17 protein-coding genes and 1 pseudogene are annotated in these 21228 nt (G+C 58.2%); 10 read left to right on the forward strand and 8 right to left on the reverse strand.

What is annotated here, in order from left to right:
* Positions 1–2: 2 nt before the first annotated feature.
* Positions 3–1976 carry a MacB family efflux pump subunit gene (locus ACYZT9_RS09395; protein ID WP_462009536.1) on the reverse strand — a complete coding sequence of 658 codons (1974 nt, stop codon included), beginning with the start codon at positions 1974–1976 and terminating at the stop codon, positions 3–5.
* Entirely contained in the window at positions 1977–3149 is a 1173-nt protein-coding gene (locus tag ACYZT9_RS09400; protein ID WP_462009537.1) for an efflux RND transporter periplasmic adaptor subunit, read from the reverse strand.
* Between the two features lie 418 nt (positions 3150–3567).
* Between ACYZT9_RS09400 and ACYZT9_RS09405 the strand changes: the two genes are divergently transcribed.
* The 6 genes and pseudogenes from ACYZT9_RS09405 (at position 3568) to ACYZT9_RS09430 (ending at position 10323) form a co-directional block, all read left to right on the forward strand.
* The gene (locus ACYZT9_RS09405; protein ID WP_462009538.1) at positions 3568–4047 is read left to right on the forward strand and encodes a sigma-70 family RNA polymerase sigma factor; all 480 of its coding nucleotides are present in this window, start codon (positions 3568–3570) and stop codon (positions 4045–4047) included.
* Positions 4048–4176: 129 nt separating this feature from the next.
* Entirely contained in the window at positions 4177–5514 is a 1338-nt protein-coding gene (locus tag ACYZT9_RS09410; protein ID WP_462009539.1) for a lysine N(6)-hydroxylase/L-ornithine N(5)-oxygenase family protein, read from the forward strand.
* Between the two features lie 126 nt (positions 5515–5640).
* A pseudogene (locus ACYZT9_RS09415) lies at positions 5641–5799 on the forward strand (hypothetical protein); the annotation flags it as partial.
* A gap of 142 nt (positions 5800–5941) precedes the next feature.
* Complete coding sequence (locus ACYZT9_RS09420; protein ID WP_462010187.1) at positions 5942–6355, forward strand: response regulator; 414 nt, start codon at positions 5942–5944, stop codon at positions 6353–6355.
* Positions 6356–6462: 107 nt separating this feature from the next.
* Positions 6463–7089, forward strand: coding sequence for a response regulator (locus tag ACYZT9_RS09425; protein WP_462009540.1), 627 nt, complete (start codon positions 6463–6465; stop codon positions 7087–7089).
* Positions 7090–10323, forward strand: coding sequence for a transporter substrate-binding domain-containing protein (locus ACYZT9_RS09430; protein WP_462009541.1), 3234 nt, complete (start codon positions 7090–7092; stop codon positions 10321–10323).
* Positions 10324–10444: 121 nt separating this feature from the next.
* Here ACYZT9_RS09430 and ACYZT9_RS09435 read toward each other — a convergent pair whose 3' ends face one another.
* The gene (locus ACYZT9_RS09435) at positions 10445–10984 is read right to left on the reverse strand and encodes a PaaI family thioesterase (protein WP_462009542.1); all 540 of its coding nucleotides are present in this window, start codon (positions 10982–10984) and stop codon (positions 10445–10447) included.
* A 94-nt stretch (positions 10985–11078) separates the two neighbouring features.
* Positions 11079–11987 carry a LysR substrate-binding domain-containing protein gene (locus ACYZT9_RS09440; RefSeq protein WP_462009543.1) on the reverse strand — a complete coding sequence of 303 codons (909 nt, stop codon included), beginning with the start codon at positions 11985–11987 and terminating at the stop codon, positions 11079–11081.
* A 104-nt stretch (positions 11988–12091) separates the two neighbouring features.
* On the opposite strand from ACYZT9_RS09440, the gene ACYZT9_RS09445 reads away from it, so the two are divergent.
* From ACYZT9_RS09445 to ACYZT9_RS09460, 4 genes are all read left to right on the forward strand, one after another.
* Positions 12092–12958, forward strand: a complete 867-nt coding sequence (locus ACYZT9_RS09445; RefSeq protein WP_462009544.1) for a pirin family protein — start codon at positions 12092–12094, stop codon at positions 12956–12958.
* A 125-nt stretch (positions 12959–13083) separates the two neighbouring features.
* Positions 13084–13710: an isochorismate family cysteine hydrolase YcaC gene (gene ycaC / locus ACYZT9_RS09450; protein WP_462009545.1), complete on the forward strand. Its 627-nt coding sequence runs from the start codon at positions 13084–13086 to the stop codon at positions 13708–13710.
* Positions 13711–13894: 184 nt separating this feature from the next.
* A complete protein-coding gene (locus ACYZT9_RS09455) occupies positions 13895–15337 on the forward strand; it encodes a mechanosensitive ion channel domain-containing protein (protein ID WP_462009546.1) in 1443 nt (480 codons plus the stop codon).
* A 212-nt stretch (positions 15338–15549) separates the two neighbouring features.
* Positions 15550–15990: a carboxymuconolactone decarboxylase family protein gene (locus tag ACYZT9_RS09460; protein WP_462009547.1), complete on the forward strand. Its 441-nt coding sequence runs from the start codon at positions 15550–15552 to the stop codon at positions 15988–15990.
* Between the two features lie 8 nt (positions 15991–15998).
* On the opposite strand, the gene ACYZT9_RS09465 is transcribed toward ACYZT9_RS09460, so the two are convergent.
* The 4 genes from ACYZT9_RS09465 to ACYZT9_RS09480 all read right to left on the reverse strand — a co-directional run bounded on the left by ACYZT9_RS09465 (position 15999) and on the right by ACYZT9_RS09480 (position 21153).
* Entirely contained in the window at positions 15999–17591 is a 1593-nt protein-coding gene (locus tag ACYZT9_RS09465) for a DHA2 family efflux MFS transporter permease subunit (protein ID WP_462009548.1), read from the reverse strand.
* A complete protein-coding gene (locus tag ACYZT9_RS09470) occupies positions 17588–18709 on the reverse strand; it encodes an HlyD family secretion protein (RefSeq protein ID WP_462009549.1) in 1122 nt (373 codons plus the stop codon). Before ACYZT9_RS09470 ends, ACYZT9_RS09465 begins: the two co-directional genes overlap by 4 nt.
* 458 nt (positions 18710–19167) lie before the next feature.
* Positions 19168–19935, reverse strand: a complete 768-nt coding sequence (locus tag ACYZT9_RS09475; protein ID WP_462009550.1) for a sulfite exporter TauE/SafE family protein — start codon at positions 19933–19935, stop codon at positions 19168–19170.
* Positions 19936–20169: 234 nt separating this feature from the next.
* Positions 20170–21153, reverse strand: a complete 984-nt coding sequence (locus ACYZT9_RS09480) for a hypothetical protein (protein WP_462009551.1) — start codon at positions 21151–21153, stop codon at positions 20170–20172.
* Positions 21154–21228 lie beyond the last annotated feature (75 nt).

Raw genomic sequence — 21228 nt, forward strand, 5'->3', positions numbered from 1 at the left:
GATCATTCACTGGTAAGGGCCGTGACCGGGTCGAGCCGGGCAGCTTTGCGAGCCGGCATGAAGCCGAAAACAATACCGGTGACCAGGGCGCAACCGAAGGCACCGAGTACCGCTATCAACGAGAACGCGACCGCGACTTCGCTGAGAACCAACACGCCGCCGACGATCAGCGCGAGCGCAATGCCGGCGAGGCCGCCAACCACCGAGAGCATCACCGCTTCGGTCAGAAACTGCCGCAGGATGTCGCGCTGCCGGGCGCCGGTGGCCATGCGAATGCCGATCTCGCGGGTGCGTTCGCGCACGGTCATGAGCATGATGTTCATCACGCCGATCCCGCCCACCAGCAACGAAATCGCGGCTACCGAACCAAGCATCAGCGACAGGGTATTTTGCGTCCTTGCCTCGGCCTGAATCATCGCCGCGTTGTTGGTCAATTCGAAATCCTTTTTGCCGTCGTGCAGACGCAACATCAACTGCTCGATGGCGGTTTCCGTCTCTTTGACCTTGCGCGCATCAGCCGCCGCAATCGCCACGTATTCGGGGTTGTGGGTGCCGAACAGCCGCACACTCGCGGCGGAATACGGAATGGCGATGCGGTCGTCGCTGTCGGTGTCGCCGGAGCTGGCGCCTTTTTCCGCGAGCACGCCGACCACCTGGAACGGCACGTTTTCGATCAGGATGTACTGGCCGATCGGGTTGGCCACGTCCTTGAGCAATTTGGTCCGTACCTTGTGGCCGATCACCGCAACCGCTGCCGCATTGCGTTCATCTTCCTGAGTGAAATAGCTGCCTTCGACCACAGGCCAATTGAAAATGGCCGGGAAGTTAGTGTCGTTGCCGCCGACGTAGCTCAAGTGGTCGAGGTTGCCAAAGCGCACCCCGGCTTCCTGGCCGTTGACCGGCATGATGCGCGTCACCTGCGGCAGGCTGCCCACCGCCGCGACGTCAGCGAGAGTGATGATGCCCGGCGGCGTTCGCGGGTTCGGTGCCGAGCCGCTGAGGTAAATGATGTTCGAGCCGAACGCGCCCATTTGCGCCATCACCTGACGCTTGCTGCCTTCACCGACGGCGAGCATCACCACTACCGAGGCGACGCCGATGATGATCCCGAGCAGCGTCAGCGCGGTGCGAAACTTGTTGATCCACATCACCCGCCACGCGGCGTGGACCGCGTCCACCAGTTCGCCTTTCCAGGCCCCGGTGGCTTCTGCACCTTCGCTCAAGCGCTTGCGCAAGTCCACGGCTTGCAAGGCGCCGGGGTTGGCCGATGTTTGCACCTCGAGGTTGTCCTGCGCGCTGTCGCTGATGATCAGGCCGTCGCGAATTTCGATGATGCGTTTGGCCCGTGCAGCGACTTCGCGGTCGTGAGTAATGAGGATCACCACGTGGCCCTGGCTCGCCAGTTCGTCGAGCAGGGTCATGACTTCGGCGCCGCTGTGGCTGTCGAGGGCGCCGGTGGGTTCGTCGGCGAGGATGATATGGCCGCCGTTCATCAAGGCGCGGGCGATGGACACCCGTTGTTGCTGGCCGCCGGAGAGTTGGTGCGGACGGTTGCCGGTGCGCGAAGCGAGGCCGAGGCGGTCCAGGAGGGCGGCGGCGCGGGCGTGGCGTTCGGCGGCTGGCAAGCCTGCGTAGATCGCCGGCATCTCGACGTTTTCCTGGGCCGAGCCGGAGGGAATCAGGTGATAACCCTGGAACACAAAACCGAAGGCTTCTCGACGCAGCCAGGCCAGTTCGTCGCTGTCGAGTGCGGCGACGTTTTCTCCGGCGAAGCGGTATTCGCCCGAGGTCGGGCGATCAAGACAACCGAGGATGTTCATCAGCGTCGATTTGCCGGAACCCGAGGCGCCGACAATCGCTACGAATTCCCCGGCGTGGATCGACAGGTCGATGCCGCGCAGCACGTGAACCTGCGGAGAATCGCCGCCGCCGTAGGATTTGCGGATGTCCTGCAGATTGATCAGGGGCGTCAGCATTCAGCCGCCACTCCCGTCGGCCGGGCCGATCAACAGGTGATCGCCTTCCTGCAAACCGTCGAGGATCTGTACCCGCAGACGATCGCTGATGCCGGTGCGCACCTCGCGTTGCTCGATGCGGCCGTTTTGGGCAACAACTTGTGCGGTCTGGATGTCCGCTTGCATGCCGCCTTGCAACGCGGCGATGGGCGCGGTGAGTACGTCTTTCGCCTGGTCGGAAACGAAGAACACTTGTGCAGTCATTTCCGCCATCAGTGCGTTGTCGGCGTTGTCGACGTCGAGCAATACGGTGTAGAGCACCACGCGGGCGCTGCCGCTTTTGCTCGAACTGGCCGGGCTGCCGCCGCCCTGACTGGTCTGGTCCAGAGGCTTGGGCGGCACTGGCAGAATCTGCCGCACGGTGCTGCTCCAGCGGCGTTTGCCGCCGCTGAGGGTGGTGAACCACGCCGTCATGCCGGGTTTGACGTGACCGATGTCGGCTTCCGACACCTCGGCCCAGACCGTCATCGGCGACAACTTGGCGATGCGCAGAATCAGCGGCGTTTGCTGTTGCGCATTCAGGGTCTGGCCGACCCTGGCGTCGAGTGCGACCACGGTGCCGGACATCGGTGCGTAAATGCGCGTGTAGCCGAGCTCGGCCTGATCGCTGCGCAGGCTGGCCTGGGCCTGGCGGATCTGCGCCTGGTACATGTCGATGCGCGCCTGGGTGGCGCGCAGTTCAGCCTGGGCGGTTTGCACGTCTTCCTCGCGCGTGGCACCGCCGGCCTTGAGGTGCTGCTGGCGTTGGAACTTTTGTCGGGCCAGTTCGTGTTGCGCCCGCTGTTCCTCGAGTTGGGCCTTGAGGTTTTCGATGGAGAAACGCCCGGCGTCGAGTTTGGCCTGTTGCGTTGAAGGATCGATTTCCACCAGCAACTGGCCTCCCTTGATCACGTCACCGACTTCTACGTGGATCTTCTGGATCTGCCCGGACGCCTGTGCGCCGACGTCCACGTAGCGTCGAGGCTGCAAGGTGCCGAGGGCTGTGACGCTGCTTTCGATATCGCCCCGGCCGACTTGCACAGTGGCGAATTTGTCCCGTCCGGGCGGGATGACCTGCCAGGCAGCGACGGCGATAACGGGGATCAGGCAAAGTGCTACAAGCAGGGCGCGTCGGGTTTGTCGGGGACGTTTCATGCAGGGTTCCGGCCAATGGAAATCGGCCCGTCGTTCAAAACCAGGGACGGGGAGCTGTCCTGTAAACGAGGAAAGTGGCCGGAAATTTAGGCGGCCACGCAATCCAACTGTGAGAGCGGGCTTGTGTGGCGAGGGGCTTTATCCCCGTTCGGCTGCGGAGCAGTCGTATACGCGATGTAAACTTTGAAATGCCGGGGCCGCTCCGCAGCCCAACGGGGATAAATCCGCTCGCCACACGAGCTCGCTCCCACATTTTTTGTGGTGATTTGTCAGGCGAATCGAAACAGCGCTTTAAATCTATATGAGAATTACTATAAATTACGCACCTCGAACTGCCACTATCGTGCCACTGCCTATTTCGGCGGTCGTCGCGGTGGCTCAAGGATAGAAACCGCACCCGTGCGGCCGGGAGTCATGGTTGGAAAACTACTATCGCGAGCTGGTGTGTTTCCTCAACGCCAAGCTGGGCAACCGTCAGGTGGCCGAAGATGTGGTGCATGACGCTTATCTGAGGGTTCTCGAACGTTCCAGTGACTCGCCGATCGAGCAGCCCCGGGCTTTCCTGTATCGCACCGCGCTCAATCTGGTGATCGACGACCATCGGCGCAATGCCTTGCGTCAGGTCGAGCCGCTGGAAGTGCTCGACAGTGAAGAGCGCTACTTCACCCCGTCCCCGCACAACTGCCTCGATCACGGTCAGCGCCTGGAGATGCTTCAGCGTGCATTGGCAGAGTTGCCACGGCTGTGCCGCGAGAGTTTCCTGCTGCGCAAGATCGATGGCCTGTCGCACCCGGAAATTGCCGAACATCTAGGCATTTCCCGGGCGCTGGTCGAGAAGCACATCGTCAATGCGATGAAGCACTGCCGCGTGCGGATGCGTCAGTGGGATGCCCATTGATCATCTCTGCTTCGTAAAAAACAGTATTAAATTTTATTTCACTGTCCTCGTTCCCTCAACAGACGACCTGCTGGCCAGGTCACTTAGGCTTACTCCCCACTGTTGAGGGGTACATCCAGAGGACTGGAAATGACACAGGCAATTGCATCGCCCATCGTTCACGACCTGATCGGCGTCGGTTTCGGCCCTTCGAACCTGGCGCTGGCCATCGCTCTGCAAGAGCGCGCACCGAACCAGGGCGAACTGGATGTGCTGTTTCTCGACAAGCAGGCGGACTATCGCTGGCACGGCAATACCCTGGTGACCCAGAGCGAATTGCAGATCTCTTTCCTCAAGGACCTGGTGACCCTGCGCAATCCGACCAGCCCGTATTCCTTCGTCAACTACCTCAAGCACCACGGCCGTCTGGTGGACTTCATCAACCTGGGCACGTTCTATCCGTGCCGCATGGAATACAACGACTACCTGTGCTGGGTCGCCGGGCAATTCGCCGGGCAGAGCCGTTACGGTGAAGAAGTGCTGACCATCGAGCCCGTGCTGCACAACCAGCAGGTCGAAGCATTGCGCGTGATCTCCCGCGATACCCGAGGCCAGCAACACGTGCGCACCACTCGTTCAGTGGTGGTGAGTGCCGGCGGCACCCCGCGCATTCCCGAAGCGTTCAAGGCGTTGAAGGATGACGGCCGAGTGTTCCATCACTCGCAGTACCTGGCGCAGATGGCCAGGCAGCCGTGCGTGAATAATCAACCGATGAGCATCGCGATCATCGGCGGCGGGCAGAGCGCGGCGGAAGCCTTCATCGATTTGAACGACAGCTTCCCGTCGGTGCAGGTGGACATGATTCTGCGCGGCTCGGCGCTGAAGCCGGCGGATGACAGCCCGTTCGTCAACGAAGTGTTCTCGCCGGAGTTCACCGACCTGGTGTTCCAGCAGGCGAGCAGCGAACGTGAGCGCTTGGTCAACGAGTACCACAACACCAACTATTCGGTGGTGGACATCGACCTGATCGAGCGCATCTACGGGATTTTCTATCGGCAGAAAGTCTCGGGCATTGCGCGCCATGCGTTTCGTACTCTGACCACGATCGAAAAAGCCACCGCCACCGAGCGTGGCATCGAGCTGGCGGTGCGCAACAATGCCACCGGTGAGGTCACGGTTCGTCATTACGACGCCGTGGTGTTGGCCACCGGTTATGAGCGTCAGATGCACCGCACACTGCTGGCACCGCTGGAAGAGTTCCTGGGTGATTTCGAAGTGGACCGCAACTACAAGCTGATCACCGATGAGCGCTGCAAGGCGGGCATCTACATGCAGGGCTTCTGCCAGGCGAGCCACGGGTTGAGCGACACCTTGCTGTCGATCCTGCCGATTCGCGCGGATGAGATTGCCGGGTCGTTGTATGAGCACGGCAAGGCGCGTGGGCAAGGTCGTTCGGTGGTGGATTTGTTGTTGGCGACTGCCAGTTAAGATTTTCGCAGCCTGTCAGACCACCTTCGCGAGCAAGCCCGCTCCCACATCGGGTCCTGCGTACACAGGTCTGATGTGGGAGCGGGCTTGCTCGCGAAGGGGCCTTCAAAAACACCACAAATCTAGCGCTGGCAGCCGGCGGATGTCGGGCGCTTCATGCTGTTCTTCGGCCCGATCAGCTCGATATTCGACATCACCACGTTTGCCTTGATGTGGTACCTGTTCGACGCCAACACCCCGGACCATCAAACCCTGTTCCCGTCCGGCTGGTTCGTGGTCGGGCTGCCCAGGCTGCGATCTTTTGACTTTATTTTTCCCCTCTTCCGGAGATGGCGCCCTGATTTTTAGGAATAGTCCTACAGAAAGCTCCTTGGCTCTTCCGTAGCCTTGCGGCCTCATGAATCTGAAACCCTTCTGGGGGCCCCGGTTGCCGAACAAAGCGTTACGTATCCTGATTGCCGACGAGCAACATTTTCAGCGGATGAGAATCGAGCGCCTGTTCAACCAGCTCGGCTACTACCGAGTAGCACCAGCACAAAGCCTTGAGGAATTGCTGACCCTGATTGAATACGGCGACGTGTCTTTCGATCTGGTGGTGGTCAATGCTGCGTTATCGGGCGAGGCGTTGAACCTGCCCGATTTTTTCCTCGATAACCCGCAAGTTCGCCATGCATTGATCTATGAAGGCGAGCAGATGAAGTTGCCGTCGATTCCTGCGTGTGGGCAGCCGAAGGTGCAGGTGAGCAACGCCACTCTGCCTGATCTGGCATGCGTTCAACGGTTGATGGCAACTGTTGATCCTCGGTTACCGTTCGTCGGCACTGTCATTTCTGTCAGGTAGTTTTGTGCTGTTTTCCGTGCAAAAGTCTTCGCGCAGCTATGCGTCTAACCAAGGTCTGACCCATGGGCATTCCTGGCCCAATCGTCGTATTCGCACAGGGAGTTGCCATGAAGTCAGCGCTGATAGCAGACGATCATCCGGTGGTTTGCGCTGCAGTCGCGATGCTGCTTAAACAGATGGGATTCAAACTGATTCATCAGGTATCCAATGGCAACGAGGTCTTGCCGATGATACGTGAACACCAGCCTGAACTGGTGGTGCTGGACATTAGTATGCCCGGTCTTGACGGGGTGGATGTGTTGGTACGGATTCAGGCCAGTGGTGAGCGGTGTCGCAGCCTGGTTTTTTCCTCGCAAGATCCCGTTCATTATCAGGATCGCTGCATGCGTGCCGGTGCCTCGGCGTATGTGTCCAAGACCAACGATCTGGAGCAATTGCGCAAGGCCGTGGAGGCGGTGATAGCGGGTTACCACTTTTTCGCCCGGCTCTCTTCGAGCTCGGTGTCGATGGATTCATTGCTACGCAGCGAAACGGAGAAGATCGGTAAACTTTCCGACCGCGAATTGACGATCTTTCGGTACCTGGCCCAAGGCATGAGCAACAAGGCAATCGCCGGAATCATGAACCTCAGCCACAAGACGGTCAGTACCTACAAAACGCGATTGACAGAAAAACTCGACGTGGATTCCCCGGTGCACCTGCGGGATTACGCCAAGCGCAATCATCTGATCTGAATGAAGACTTTCCGACGCTTGCCTTATCTGGCATCTCTCGTACTGATTGGCTGTCTCTGGATATCCAGCGTCTGCGCGCAGCCACAAACACTGACATTGCTGGGACGCTCCAGCGTCGACGGCTACGACGTCAAACTGTCGGATGCCGATTCGCGCGTATTGAGGCAAAAGGGCCATTTGAAGCTGGCCGTCTCGGCGCCGGATTATCCGCCCTTCGACATCACCACCGGCACCGATTATGAAGGGTTGACGGCTGATTATGCCGGGCTGCTCATGCAGCTGTTGCACGTGGAAATCGTCGTTCAACGCTATGCAACGCGGGGCGATGCGGTGCGGGCGATCAAGGAAGCAAAGGCTGATTTGCTGGGAACAGCCAATCGTTATGAGGTCGAGGATTCACAGTTGCGGATGTCCGGTGCCTATGCGGACGATCAACCCGTCGTGCTGACCCGCACGGATTCGACTGCGCCGCTTGATCCCGAGCTGGCCGGTAAACGGCTGGCGGTGCTGTACCACTATTTGCCCGAGCAGCAAGTGCGGGCATTTTATCCCAAGGCGAAAGTCGAGCTGTATCCCTCGACGCTTGAGGCGGTGGGAGCCGTAGCGTTCGGTCAGGCGGACGCTTTCCTTGGCGATGCCATCAGCGCCAACTATCTGATCAGCAAAAACTACCTCAACAATGTGCAACTGGCCGATTTTTCCCCTATGGAGTCCGGGCGTTTCGCGTTCGCAATGAGCCGCGACAACCAGCAGTTGCAACGCATCGTCAATCGGGCGCTGACGGCAATCCCGACCAATGAGCGGATGAACATTCTGCGGCGATGGGGTGGCAGCGGGACCTCTATTGCAGGCACTCAAGCCCCGCACTTCAGCGTGGTCGAGCAACGCTGGCTCGACGATCATCCGCGCGTGCGAGTGGCGATCAACGAAAACCTCATGCCTATTTCTTTCATCGACAGTGAGGGAAAGTACCGGGGCATCAGCATTGATGTGCTGGCAAAAATCAGCTTGCGCACAGGCTTGAAGTTCGACATTCAACCGACCCGATCAGTGGCTGAAATGCTGGAATGGATCAGGACCGGACAGGTCGATCTGGTCGCCGGGATAAGCCCCAGCATCGAGCGTGAAACCGAATTGCGCTTCACCCGATCGTTTTTGACCAGCCCTAATGTGCTGGTGACGCGTGTCGCGTCGGACAGCCCTCGAACACTGGATGACATGGCGGGCAAAACGCTGGCTGTCACTCAGGGCAACAGTGCGGGTGAATTCATTCGTCAGCACTACCCGCGGATTGAACTGATCAATGCGCCATTGACGGCACAAGCGATGGAAATGGTTGCCCAGGGCAAGGCTGACGGTGGCATCAACTCACTGATCGGTGCCCGGGTCGTGATTTCCCGGCAGTATCGGGACCGGCTGCAAGTGACCAGTACCGTTGGTACCGACCCGGCCCGCGCCACGCTGGCGACCGGTCGTGATGCGGTGGTACTGCATTCGATTCTGGACAAGGCGCTGCTCAGCATCGCACCCGAAGAAATCGATGATATGACCCGTTACTGGCGCAATGATCTGATGGTCGAGCCAAGTTTCTGGCTGGGCCACCGTCAGGACATTCTCCAGGCCTTTGCCGCCGCCGGCACTGCGCTGTTGCTGGCGTTGGCCTGCATCGCCTGGCAACGTCGGCAGATCGCCCTGCGCCAACAATTGCTTAGCCAATTGCAGGACGCCAAGGACGCGGCGGACGATGCCAACCGAGCCAAAACCACGTTTCTGGCGACCATGAGCCATGAAATCCGTACACCGATTAATGCTCTGCTCGGTATGCTCGAACTGGCGCTGAAGCGAGCGGACGAGGGCGTCACTGACCGTGGGGCGATCGAAGTGGCGTCCAATGCCGGGCAACAGTTACTGGCAGTGATCGGCGACATTCTGGACATCGCGCGCATTGAGTCCGGGCACTTGTCCCTGACACCGGAGCGCGCCAATTTGCGCTCGCTGGTCGAGTCGGTATGCCGGGTCTTCGAAGGTCTGGCAAGGCAGAAGAACCTGGAGTGGCGTGTCGAACTGGACGACCGAAGCGACCGCGACGTGTTGATCGACCCCACGCGGTTCAAGCAAGTGCTGACCAATCTGGTGAGCAACGCGATCAAGTTTACCCTTGACGGCGAAGTCAGCCTGACGCTGGTGGTCGAGCCTGATATTTCCGGACATCTGGCAGTCAACGTCAGCATCGTCGACACGGGCGTCGGCATCAGTGCGGTCGATCAGCAGCGACTGTTCAGTCCGTTTGTGCAAGCTGAAAACAGCCAGCAATCGGGTCGCAATGGTTCCGGGTTGGGACTGGTGATCAGCCGCACTTTGTGCGAAATGATGGGCGGCCGCTTACAGCTAGACAGCGTCCTGGGGCACGGAACGCGGATCAATGTCAGCCTTGATCTGCCCGTGTTGAAACCCATTGCCTGTAACGGAGTGATCGAAAGCGAAGGCCCGGTGCAGACTCGTCCGTTGAGGATTCTAGTGGTCGATGATTACCCGGCAAACCGCCTGTTGATGTCCCGGCAGTTGAGCTATCTGGGGCACAGTGTGATGGTCGCGGAGGATGGTCAGCAAGGTTTCGAAAAGTGGAGTGAATACGAATTCGATGTCCTCATTACCGATTGCAGCATGCCAGTGCTTGACGGTTATGAATTGGCCGGAGCAATACGCGATGAAGAGCGTGCGCAGGGATTGCCGGCTACGCTGATTCTGGGATTTACCGCCAATGCGCAACCCGAGGAGAAGGCCCGTTGCCTGGAGGCGGGCATGGACGACTGCCTGTTCAAACCAATCCGGCTGGCGGACTTGAGTGTCTGGCTGGCCTCGAGGTTTGCGGGGGAGCCGGTGCCCGTTATCGAAACCCTTGCAGTACCCGAAATCGACTTGAGCGGTCTGCAGCAATACGTCGGCGACGACCATGAATTGATCACGCAGTTGTTGCGCGACGTGGTCATGACCAATCGCACGGATCGCGATGAACTGCTCGAGGCGCATACGAACGGCGATCAGCAGGTGCTTCGCACGCTCGCGCACCGCATCAAGGGCGGGGCTTTGATGGTTCGGGCGGTCAGCCTGATCGAGTGTTGCGAGGCACTCGAGCGCGCCTGCAGTGAAGGCCATGCGGCGCAGATCGACGCCGCTGTCGATCAGCTGCAGCAGGCCATGACGCGGCTGGACCAACGCCTGGCGCAGGGTTGACGTTCAGTTCGGCGCGAAGCCTTTGGGACTGGTCAGGTGCAGGCCACATTGATTTTGTGTGCACTGAATATCCAATGTGGGAGCGGGCTTGCTCGCGAAGGCCGTGACTCGGTTTAACGCCTTACACCCGAGCCTCAAGTATCATGCAAGTCGTCGACCCCGTCGCATACAACCGCCCATCCACATCATAAATCCGCCCCTCGGCCAGCGCTGTCGAACGTCCCAGATGGACAATCTTGCCCTCGGCGCGCACCGGTCCACTGGCGCCGGTCAACGCCCGAACATAGCTGATGCGCAGATCCAGCGTCGTATACCCTTGGCCCTTTTTCAGCTGCGTGTGAATGGCGCAACCCATGCACGAATCCAGCAAGGTCGCCGCGTAGCCACCATGCACGCTGCCCAACGGGTTGTAATGCCGAGAATCCGGTGTGCCCTGAAAGATGAACAACCCGGCCGACCATTCGATGGGGATGAAATCCATCAGCGTGCCAATGGGCGGCGAGGGCAGTTCACCGTTGCCGATGCCGTCGAAGAATTCGGTGGGAGACAGCGCGCTGACCTCGGCCATCGACAGACTGCCGGGGCTGGCCAGACGTGTGCGCATGGCTTCTTCCTGTGCAATCCATCGGGCGAGGGTGGCTTCTCGGTTGGGGCTTTGCATGATCATGTCCTCGGACGGGCGAATATTATGGTTGTAATCTGCGCTTATATTATGCCCGAAATAAAAACTCCGCCAGCCCCGCGTGTCGAGTCCCTCACGCAATATCGCTGCGGCTGAACTCTTCCCCCAGAAAGTCGATCAACGCCCGCACCGACGGCAGCAGGCCACGGCGCGACGGGAAGATCGCGTGGACGATCCCGCACTTGGGCGCCCAGCCCGGCACCAGTTCCACCAGGCGTCCGGCGGCGGTGTCATCGCGCACCACCACGCTGGGTAGATGCGCGATGCCAATGCCCGCGAGCACCGCGTGACGCAAGGCCAGCAGGTCATCGGTGACCATGCGCGGCGCGTGCCGAATCAGCGCACTGGCGCCGTCCGTGCCGAACAATTCCCACTGATATTCACGTTGCGCCGCGCCCCAGTGCACGCTCGGCAAACCGCTGAGGTCGGCCGGGGTGGCGGGCGACGACAGCCGCTCAGCGAACGCCGGGCTGCCCACCAGGCATTGGGTGCTGTTGCCCAGCACCTTCATCACCATGTCGGTGTTTTCCAGCGGCGGAAAGCGTACGCGCAGGGCAATGTCGAAACCCTCGTGGATCAGGTCGACGCGGCGGTTGGTGCTCTCGATGAATAACTCCACCAATGGGTATTTGAGCATGTAGCGGGTCAGCATCGGCCCGACCCAGGAGTTGAGCAGTGCGGTCGGGCAACTGATGCGCACCAGTCCTTGAGGTTCGGAGCGGTTGCGTTCGATCAGTTCGGCGGCGCTTTCCGCTTCGACGCGCATGGCCAGGCAACGCTGGTAATAGGCCTGACCGATTTCGGTCAGCGAGCAATGCCGGCTGGTGCGGTGCAGTAAACGTACGCCGAGCCGTTCTTCGAGTTCGGCGATGCGCCGGCTGAGCTTCGATTTGGGCATGTCCAGCGCCCGCCCGGCCGGGGCGAAACCCTGATGTTCCACCACTTGGGTGAAGTAGTAGAGGGTGTTGAGGTCTTCCACCATCGTTCTCCATATAGAACGCTAAGGCTGATTTTTGCAGTCTAGCGCACCAAAGGGTTCGGTTTTAAGCTTTGTCCATCGCGTCAAATCACAGATTTGGAGGCAGCATGAAAAACATCATTGGCGTTTACACCAGCCCACGGACCCATTGGGTCGGCGACGGTTTTCCGGTGCGTACGCTGTTTTCCTATGACAACCTGGGCAAACACATCAGCCCGTTTTTGCTGCTGGATCACGCCGGTCCCGCTGAATTCACCCCGACCACCGAGCGTCGTGGTGTGGGTCAGCATCCGCACCGTGGTTTCGAAACCGTGACTATCGTTTATAAGGGCGAACTGGAGCACCGCGACTCCACCGGCAGCGGCGGCAAGATCGGCGCGGGCGATGTGCAATGGATGACCGCCGCCTCGGGAATTCTCCACGAAGAATTCCACTCCGAAGGTTTCGCCAAAACCGGCGGCACCCTCGAAATGGTCCAGCTGTGGGTCAACCTGCCGGCCAAAGACAAAATGGCCGACGCCGGTTACCAGACGATTCTCGACGGCGACATCCCGAGCATCCCGCTCAATGACAACGCCGGCAGCGTGCGCTTGATCGCTGGCGATTTCGACGGCCGCACCGGTCCTGCGCGGACATTCACCCCGATCGACGTCTGGGACCTGCGCCTAAACGGCGGCAAGTTACTGACCCTCGACCTTCATGAAGGCCGCAACACCGCGTTGGTCGTGCTGCGCGGTACGGTTCAGGTCAACGGCCTGGAGCTGGTGCGCGAAGGGCAGTTGGCGTTGTTCGAACGCAATGGCAACCAGATCAGTCTGGAAGCCAATAACGATGCCGTGGTGTTGCTGCTCAGCGGCGAGCCGATCGACGAACCCATCGTCGGCCACGGCCCGTTCGTGATGAACAGCGAGCAAGAGATTCACCAGGCCTTTGCTGACTTCCAGTCCGGCCGGTTTGGACGGATGAGCAGTTGAAACAAAGATATACGGTTGCACCGCGCCAGGCTTGACTGACTAGGCTTGCCTGGCTGCGTCTGAACATCAATCAAGACACCTGTTCGCCGAACTCTCGGCATCGATAACACGCGAGGACTACTGCAATGACTACTTCTTACAAACGTCTCGACAAAGATAACGCCGCCGTTCTGTTGGTCGATCATCAGGCGGGCCTGCTGTCTCTGGTGCGGGACATCGAACCGGACCGTTTCAAGAACAACGTGCTAGCACTGGCCGACCTGGCCAAGTACTTCAAATTGCCGACCATCCTCACTACCAGTTTCGAAACCGGCCCCAACGGTCCGCTGGTGCCCGAGCTCAAAGCGCTGTTCCCGGACGCGCCATACATTGCCCGTCCTGGCCAGATCAATGCCTGGGACAACGAAGACTTCGTCAAGGCGATCAAGGCCACCGGCAAGAAGCAACTGATCATCGCTGGTGTGGTGACTGAAGTGTGCGTGGCGTTCCCGGCGCTGTCGGCCCTGGCTGAAGGCTTCGATGTGTTTGTGGTGACCGACGCTTCCGGCACGTTCAACGAGCTGACCCGCCAATCGGCCTGGGACCGCATGTCGTCCTCCGGCGCGCAACTGATGACCTGGTTCGGCCTGGCGTGTGAACTGCACCGCGACTGGCGCAACGACGTGGAAGGCCTGGCGAGCCTGTTCTCCAACCACATCCCGGACTACCGCAATTTGATGACCAGCTACAACATCCTGACCAACAGCAAGTAATCACTGACACCACAAAACCTAATGTGGGAGCGGGCTTGCTCGCGAAGGCTGCTTAACATTCAACATCTACGTTGACTGTTACATCGCTTTCGCGAGCAAGCCCGCTCCCACAGTGTTTTGTATTGTTCTGAAGGCATCAATTGCTCCTACACTGTGCCCATTCGTACATGGCTGGAGTTGCTTGATGCTGTCGTTGCTCACCAATCACCCGTTGATCTTCGCGCTGGTCCTGATCCTGATCGACCTGGGATTGTGGCGGCTGATCAGTGCCAATGGCAGCAACTGGAAGTTGGTGGTGCGGTTGCTGATTTTCGCGCTATTCAGCATGCTGCTGTTTAACGAAGGCTTGAACCCGCTGGAGCCCGCGCCCTGGGCCGACAATGTGCCGTTGCACCTGGCGGCGACCGGTTTACAGATTGGTTGGTGGCTGTTCGGGGCACGAACGCTGACGGTGCTGATCGGCGCGGTGATGATGCAACGAGTCGGGCATACCGGGCGCTTGCTCCAGGATTTGCTCGGTGCGGTGATTTTCCTGATCGCGATCATCGCGGCGCTGGCCTACGTGCTCGACCTGCCGGTCAAAGGCGTGCTGGCCACCTCCGGTGCGTTGGCGATTATCGTCGGCCTGGCATTGCAAAGCACCCTCAGTGACGTGTTCTCCGGGATTGTCCTCAATACCACCAAACCCTATCAACTGGATGACTGGATCTCCATCGACGGCACCGAAGGACGGGTCATCGACATCGACTGGCGCGCCACGCGTCTGCAAACCGCCCAGGGCAGCATGGCGGTAATTCCCAACTCGCTGGCGGCGAAAGCCAAGATCATCAACTTCAGTCGTCCGAGCGACATTTTCGGCGTGTCGATCAGCCTGCAACTCAGTCCGCACGCGCGCCCGCAGACGGTGATCGACGCGCTGGAACGGGCAATGGAGGGTTGCCGTTATCTGCTGAACAAACCGGCGCCGTGCGTCGCACTGAAAGGTTCAACGGCCACCGGCGTGGAGTACGAAATCAGCGGCTTCGTGGTTTCGATGGATCAGAAACGCATGGTCCGCAATCTGCTGTTTGACCTGGCGTTCCGGCACTTACAGGCGTCGGGCGTGAGCCTGTTGTCCAGCGTCGAATCGAATGCGCCGGCCAGCCTTTCGCGGCCACGGGCGTTGCTCGAAAGCTCCGCCATCTTTTCCACCCTGCGCCAGGAAGAGAAAGAAACCTTCAGCCAGCACATGACCCTACAAACTTTCCGCCCCGGGGAAATCATCCTGCCGGCGGGAGAGGTCAGCGATCATTTGTTCATCATCGAATCCGGTGTGGTGTCGGTGGCGCTGAGCCGCGCCGGGGTCAAGTTCGAGTCCGGGCGCATGGGGCCGGGCGAGGTGATCGGCGAGGGTGGGATCCTGTCGGACACGGCGTTGCCAGCGGACTTCACCGCCAAGACGGCTTGCAGCCTGTACCGGATCGAAAAGGATTACCTCAAACCGTGCCTGGATGCGCGGCATGACATCGGCGAAGCGATGAAGGCGTTGCTGGATTTCCGTTTGCACAAGGCACAGACGTTGACTCAGGAAGCACCGAAGATGGTGGCGAAGAAGGGGTTTTTGCAGTGGTTGCGAAGTCGGGCTTAGGGATTTTTGGTGGATGGCCGCTGCGCGGTTCGTCGGAACGCCGGCCGGAGCAAGCCCGCTCCCACCGGCGATTTAATGTGGGTGCAACTGTCTTGATGCCGATTATTTTCCGGCGCGCCGCAATGGTCTCCTCGACTTCTGAAATATTGGCTATTTGAGCGTTGGGCGTGCGGGATTAATTTAGTGCCACCCCATTTGTTGCTGGACTCCCCTTGAAACCTCGTATCGATTTCTACACCGCGTCTCCTGATGCGCTCAAAGCCATGATCGCCCTGGAAACCGCTGTTTCGAAGCTGCCACTGGAAAAGACCCTGATTGAACTGGTCAAGCTGCGTGCCTCGCAAATCAACGGCTGCGCGTTCTGCATCGACATGCACACCGCCGATGCCGTCAAGGGCGGGGAAACACCGCGTCGCTTGTTCGCTGTGACGGCCTGGCGCGAAGCACCGTTCTTCACCGATCGCGAGCGTGCTGCGCTGCTCTGGACCGAATCCCTGACCCAGCTCAGCCTGACCCACGCACCAGACGAAGACTACGCAGCGGTCTCCGCGCAGTTCACCCCCAAGGAAATGGTCGACCTGACCGTGGCGATTTCCACCATCAATAGCTGGAATCGCCTGGCTGTCGGCTTTCGCAAAACCCCCCAGGCCTGACGGGTCGATCAGTGAGCATCCGCACTCGGCGCGGCCGGTGGCTGCACCTTGCGCATCAAAGGCACCATCGCCGTGGCGATGACGAAACAGACCCCGATCATCAGAAATGCATCGCCGTAGGTTTGTGTCTGCGCTTCGCGGTAGGTCAGCTGCCATAACTGATGCAGGCTGGCGGTGACGCCGGTGTCACCGCTTTGGCCGAGGGCGGCAAAATTGTTGCCGACTTGGAACAGCCACTGGTTCAGGGCTTCGTTGGTGCTGTTGAGGTTTTCCGCCAACCGGGTGAAGTGCAGGTTGGTCCGGTCATTGATGATTGTGGCGCACGCGGCGATGCCAATGGCGCCGCCGAGGTTTCGCATCAGATTGAACAACCCCGACGCGTGCTTGAGCCGGGCGGGCGCCAGTCCACCGAGGGTCAGGGTGACCGCGGGGGGCACCGCCAGTTGCTGGGCAATCCCGCGCAGGGCTTGCGGCAACATCAGTTCTTTGCCCCCCCAGTCATGGGTGATCGGGCTGAAATCCCACATCGATAACGCGAACAACCCAAGGCCGGTCATCATGATCCAGCGCAGATCAATGCGGTTGGCCAGAAAGGCGTACAGCGGAATCGCCAGAATCTGGAATACCCCGGTGGAGAAAACCGCCAGACCAATGTCCAGCGCCCCGTAACCACGCACTCGACCAAGAAACAGTGGCGTCAGGTAAATAGTAGCGAACAGGCCGATCCCGGTGACGAACGAGAAGAAACAGCCGAGGGCGAAGTTGCGGTCTTTCAGGGCGCGCAAGTCGACAATCGGATTGGCCACGTGCAAGGTTCGGCCGATGAATGCCAGGCCGGCCAGGCCGCTGATCCATGCGGTGGTCAGAATCGTGCGGTCGCTGAACCAGTTCCAGCGTGGGCCTTCCTCAAGTGTGTATTCCAGGCAGCCGAGAAACAGCGCCAGGAACAGCATGCTCAGGTAGTCGGCACCCTTGAGCAGCGACAATTCCGGTTGATCGATTTTCACCAGCATCGGCACCGCCACCGCGACGAAAATCCCCGGCACCAGGTTGATGTAGAACAGCCAGTGCCAGGAAGAAACATCGGTGATGAACCCACCGATGACCGGCCCCAACGTCGGCGCCAATGACGCTACCGCGCCGATGGTCGCGGCGGCGATCACCCGTTGTTTGCCGGTGAAGAAAAAGAACGCGGTGGTGAACACCAGCGGGATCATCGAGCCACCCAGAAAACCTTGCAGGGCCCGGAAGGCGATCATGCTCTGGATATTCCACGCCGCGCCGCAGAGCAGACTGGCCAGGGTGAAACCCACCGCGGAAGCGCAGAACAGCCAGCGTGTCGAGAACACGCGAGACAGCCAGCCGGACAGCGGAATCACGATGATTTCGGCGATCAGGTAACTGGTCTGCACCCACGCGGTTTCGTCAGTGCCCGCCGAGAGTCCGCCACCGATATCGCGCAATGAGGCGGAGACAATCTGGATGTCCAGCAGCGCAATGAACATGCCGATGCACATCGTGGCGAAGGCGAAGACCTTGGTCGCCGTCGCCATGTCTGCAGCGTTGAACGGTTGCGCGGGAACGGCGAGGGCGCGGCTCATGGTGCGCTGGCGACGGCTGGGGTTTCAGGCTCCTTGCGCGTATCCACTTCAGCAGTTACTGAAAGGCCCGGACGCAGATGACCGAGCACGCCATCGGCCGGATCGAGCAGGATGCGCACCGGCACCCGTTGGACGATCTTGGTGAAGTTGCCGGTGGCGTTTTCCGGTGGCAGCACACTGAATTGCGACCCGCTGGCTGGCGCCAGGCTGTCGAGGTGGCCGTGGAATGCCTGACCCGAGAGCACGTCGGCATGAATGACCACACGTTGGCCGGGTGTCATGTGCGCCAGTTGATCTTCCTTGAAGTTGGCATCGACCCACAGCCCACTCGCCGGCACCACCGACAACTGCTGCGAACCGGCCTGCGCATACGCACCGACCCGCGCCCGGCGATTGCCGATCACCCCATCCATCGGTGCGCGCAACTCGGTGTAGTCGACGTTCAGTTGCGCCAGATCACGCTCGGCGCGGGCCTGCATCAGCGCGGCACGAGCTTGCCGTTTCTGCGTGGCGATTACATTCAGTTGGCGTTGCGCCGCCAGCAGTTCAGCCTGGGCGCGAGCACTTTGTGCCTGGGCGGTCTTGAAGGTGGCGTCGACGCGCTGGGCACTTTCCACCGAAACAGCATGGGTGCTGACCAAGCGCTTGTAGCGGGCATTATCATCCCGCGAACGGGCGGTTTCGGCGCCAGCGGCATCGATCCCGGCACGGGCCTGACCGATCACCGCGTGTTGCAGTTGTTCGGTGGCGTCGAGGTTGGCGAGCAACGCTTCTTCTGCGGCGACTGCGCCCTCGGCCTTGACGAGATTGGCCCGGTAGTCGCGGGAATCGAGGCGGATCAGCACATCACCGGCCTTCACTTTCTGGTTGTCGGTGACCAGCACTTCTTCGATGTAACCGGCGACTTTCGGCCCAATCACCGTCACGTCGCCACCAATGTAGGCGTCGTCAGTTTCCTCGATGAAACGTCCGGCGGTCCACCAATGCGCGGCGTACACACCGGCCAGCGCCAGTGCAGCGATGCCCAGTGTCGACAGGAGCAGGCGCTTGAGCAGGGGAGGCTTTGGAGTGGTTACCGAGACAGCCAGGTCGGGCTCAACGGGGGACATGCTGGTCATGGAAGATTACCTGTAGGAAACGGCATTTAATTACGTACGTAATATGATGCATGTCATATTTGCTGGCAATTTATTTTTATTGCCGGTCGTCAGGTGGTTCGCTCGATGTGAATCAGGCAAAGATGGGGTGATTGAACTGGCGGTGTCGCGGGCAAGTCGCATCGCCGCACCGCCTCTCCCACATTGACTGCGTTCCTTCAGTAGGAGCGCGGTCAATGTGGGAGAGGCGGTGCGGCGATCCGACTTGCCCGCGAAGGCGGCCTCAGAGACGACAGAGATTTACCGGGTAATGATTACTACGCAACAACTGCGCACTGGCTACCTTCGCTCCATCCGGATACCAGGTAAAATATCCAAGCTTTGCGAAGGGGCGGAGACCAACCTTGGAATGTGTTGGCCTGTAGCTGTCCCATTGATGGAGGCGGGGAGGGACCGCTGCGTAATAAGATAAATGAAGGTTAAAGGAATATGGACACTCCCATCCTCCCGATGAGGAACAGAAGTAAAATCAGAAAAAATATTCGAATAAAACCGCTTCCATAACGCAGAGCTAGAAATACTCCAGTGAGAGAGCCTGCAATATTACATAGGCCAACGACTCCACCTACAGTCCATAAAATGTTGCCGGAAGGGATGAAAAACATCAGTGCGGCGCTAAATGTTCCAAAATTAACAAGTTTTGCTGAAGCTGAAGCATTCAGAAAATCGAATCCGAAGTATTTCACAAAAATAAAAAGAAGGAGGCTGCCGCTGCCCGGACCGAAGATTCCATCATAAAAGCCGATTAAACCTCCGAAAAAAATTCCAAGCAGGATTTCTTTCCTGCCGCATTGGATGTCAGAGCTGAATCGGCCTAAGTCTTTTTTGATAAAGGTATAAATCGCCATTGCAATCAAGATAATAAAAACAACATATTCCATAAATTTTTTTGGAATGAGAGAAACTGATAGAGCACCAAGGAATGCAAATATAAATGCTGAAATCATAGTTGGAAGCATAAGCTTCCATACAATTCTAATTCTTTTCAAATAAGTAGATATGGACGAGAGATTGCCCGCTAAAACAACTAGTTTATTAGTTCCAAGAACTGTAGCAAGACTATGACCGGGTAAACTGTGTATAAGTGCTGGTACCTGTACCAATCCACCTCCGCCAACTGCTGCGTCAATCAAGCCGCCGCAAAAAGCAAAAAAACCTAACGCGATTAATACGTGCTCAAAGTCCATTAAGTATCCAGTCGCAATTTTCGTTAATTAGTAAGAATTATTACATTTGATTTATAAGTATTATGCTGCTTAGGCGTTCCGATCAACCTACAGTGCAGTTCAAATAGATTGGTCGGAGTATCTCATGGTTTCCTACCTTAATTTGCCAGCTAGCACATAGCCTGATTGATGCCATATGATAAGGCATTGGTAGATTCGGGTATAAGAGGAGTCAAAGTGAGCGTCCGCGATGCATTAGCTTGTCGAGGTCAATGCCACATGCAAAGAGCTGAACGCCTTTCCGACACGCTTGTTGTAATCAAGCATTATTTCTTTGAGGCGATCAATATCAAATTTTAGGTCTACCGTTCGACCATAAGTTTGTGCTGCAGCTAAAGCGTGTAATCCATGCTTATTTTCCACCTCGCCAGCGTGGCCAAATATATAACCTTTTGCATTTCGCAGGTTTTGAACGTTGCTACTCAATAATGGATTGAAAGAAAGAAGCTTTTCTTCAATGTGTTGAGCGATGAAATTATATTCACGTCCGTTCCAAAGCTCTGAAGCGATGGAAACCATCATAGCATCCATGATGGATTGTTTATGCTCAATAGAGTCCATAGGTGACTTATGTTTCGCCACGCCAGTGTCGTACAGGAATGCCGAAAACTCTTCACACTCATAAACCTCATACTGACTATTCACCCAGCCTTGCGCGCCAAAGGCTGCCGTCATATAGCCGTACATGCCATCATGGCCTTTATGTCCGAGGCCAAAGTCGTCTTTCGCGACCTCATGCATATGTGCCATAACATTATTATAGCCGGCTCTGTTTTCGGCGGATATGGATAGAGCATCCGCTGATAAACGCATAATGATTTTGGCGGAGACCAAGCTAGTTGTTTTATGGGTTTCATTCCAACCATTGAAAAATTTCAAAACACCGGCATCGGTCTCATTTTTTCCTAGGAATGCGTTGAACGCATTTTCGGCGTGGGTTTGAGCCTCTTGAGTAATTGGGTGGACGAGCACCTCATGCATTGCGTTCTGAATTTCGGCTGTTTGCTCGACCTGCGCGAACAGAGGTTCTCTTCTGAGACTCTCGACTATAGTCCGGCCTGGTATCTTTAAATTTCCAAGATGTCTGGGTAATGCCTCAATGAACATTTTGCCAAACTCTTGCATAGATTTGTTTGTTGCAACTTTTTCGAAGCGGCTTTGCAGTGATGCTGATCTCATGATTTTGTCTTTATCCTTGTGGGCTTATCGGTCTGGAATTGAAACTTCATGCATGAAGCGGTGATCGTGGGGCGT

The sequence above is a fragment of the Pseudomonas sp. ZT5P21 genome, from assembly GCF_054897785.1.

What these genes read in the sequence shown, in the direction of transcription:
- ACYZT9_RS09425 (WP_462009540.1), top strand. Translation starts at nt 6,463, where the DNA reads ATGAAGTCAGCGCTGATAGCAGACGATCATCCGGTGGTTTGCGCTGCA.
- ACYZT9_RS09400 (WP_462009537.1), bottom strand. Translation starts at nt 3,149, where the DNA reads ATGAAACGTCCCCGACAAACCCGACGCGCCCTGCTTGTAGCACTTTGC.
- ACYZT9_RS09470 (WP_462009549.1), bottom strand. Translation starts at nt 18,709, where the DNA reads ATGACCAGCATGTCCCCCGTTGAGCCCGACCTGGCTGTCTCGGTAACC.
- ACYZT9_RS09455 (WP_462009546.1), top strand. Translation starts at nt 13,895, where the DNA reads ATGCTGTCGTTGCTCACCAATCACCCGTTGATCTTCGCGCTGGTCCTG.
- ACYZT9_RS09395 (WP_462009536.1), bottom strand. Translation starts at nt 1,976, where the DNA reads ATGCTGACGCCCCTGATCAATCTGCAGGACATCCGCAAATCCTACGGC.
- ACYZT9_RS09475 (WP_462009550.1), bottom strand. Translation starts at nt 19,935, where the DNA reads ATGGACTTTGAGCACGTATTAATCGCGTTAGGTTTTTTTGCTTTTTGC.
- ACYZT9_RS09435 (WP_462009542.1), bottom strand. Translation starts at nt 10,984, where the DNA reads ATGCAAAGCCCCAACCGAGAAGCCACCCTCGCCCGATGGATTGCACAG.
- ycaC (WP_462009545.1), top strand. Translation starts at nt 13,084, where the DNA reads ATGACTACTTCTTACAAACGTCTCGACAAAGATAACGCCGCCGTTCTG.
- ACYZT9_RS09430 (WP_462009541.1), top strand. Translation starts at nt 7,090, where the DNA reads ATGAAGACTTTCCGACGCTTGCCTTATCTGGCATCTCTCGTACTGATT.
- ACYZT9_RS09445 (WP_462009544.1), top strand. Translation starts at nt 12,092, where the DNA reads ATGAAAAACATCATTGGCGTTTACACCAGCCCACGGACCCATTGGGTC.
- ACYZT9_RS09480 (WP_462009551.1), bottom strand. Translation starts at nt 21,153, where the DNA reads ATGAGATCAGCATCACTGCAAAGCCGCTTCGAAAAAGTTGCAACAAAC.
- ACYZT9_RS09440 (WP_462009543.1), bottom strand. Translation starts at nt 11,987, where the DNA reads ATGGTGGAAGACCTCAACACCCTCTACTACTTCACCCAAGTGGTGGAA.
- ACYZT9_RS09465 (WP_462009548.1), bottom strand. Translation starts at nt 17,591, where the DNA reads ATGAGCCGCGCCCTCGCCGTTCCCGCGCAACCGTTCAACGCTGCAGAC.
- ACYZT9_RS09410 (WP_462009539.1), top strand. Translation starts at nt 4,177, where the DNA reads ATGACACAGGCAATTGCATCGCCCATCGTTCACGACCTGATCGGCGTC.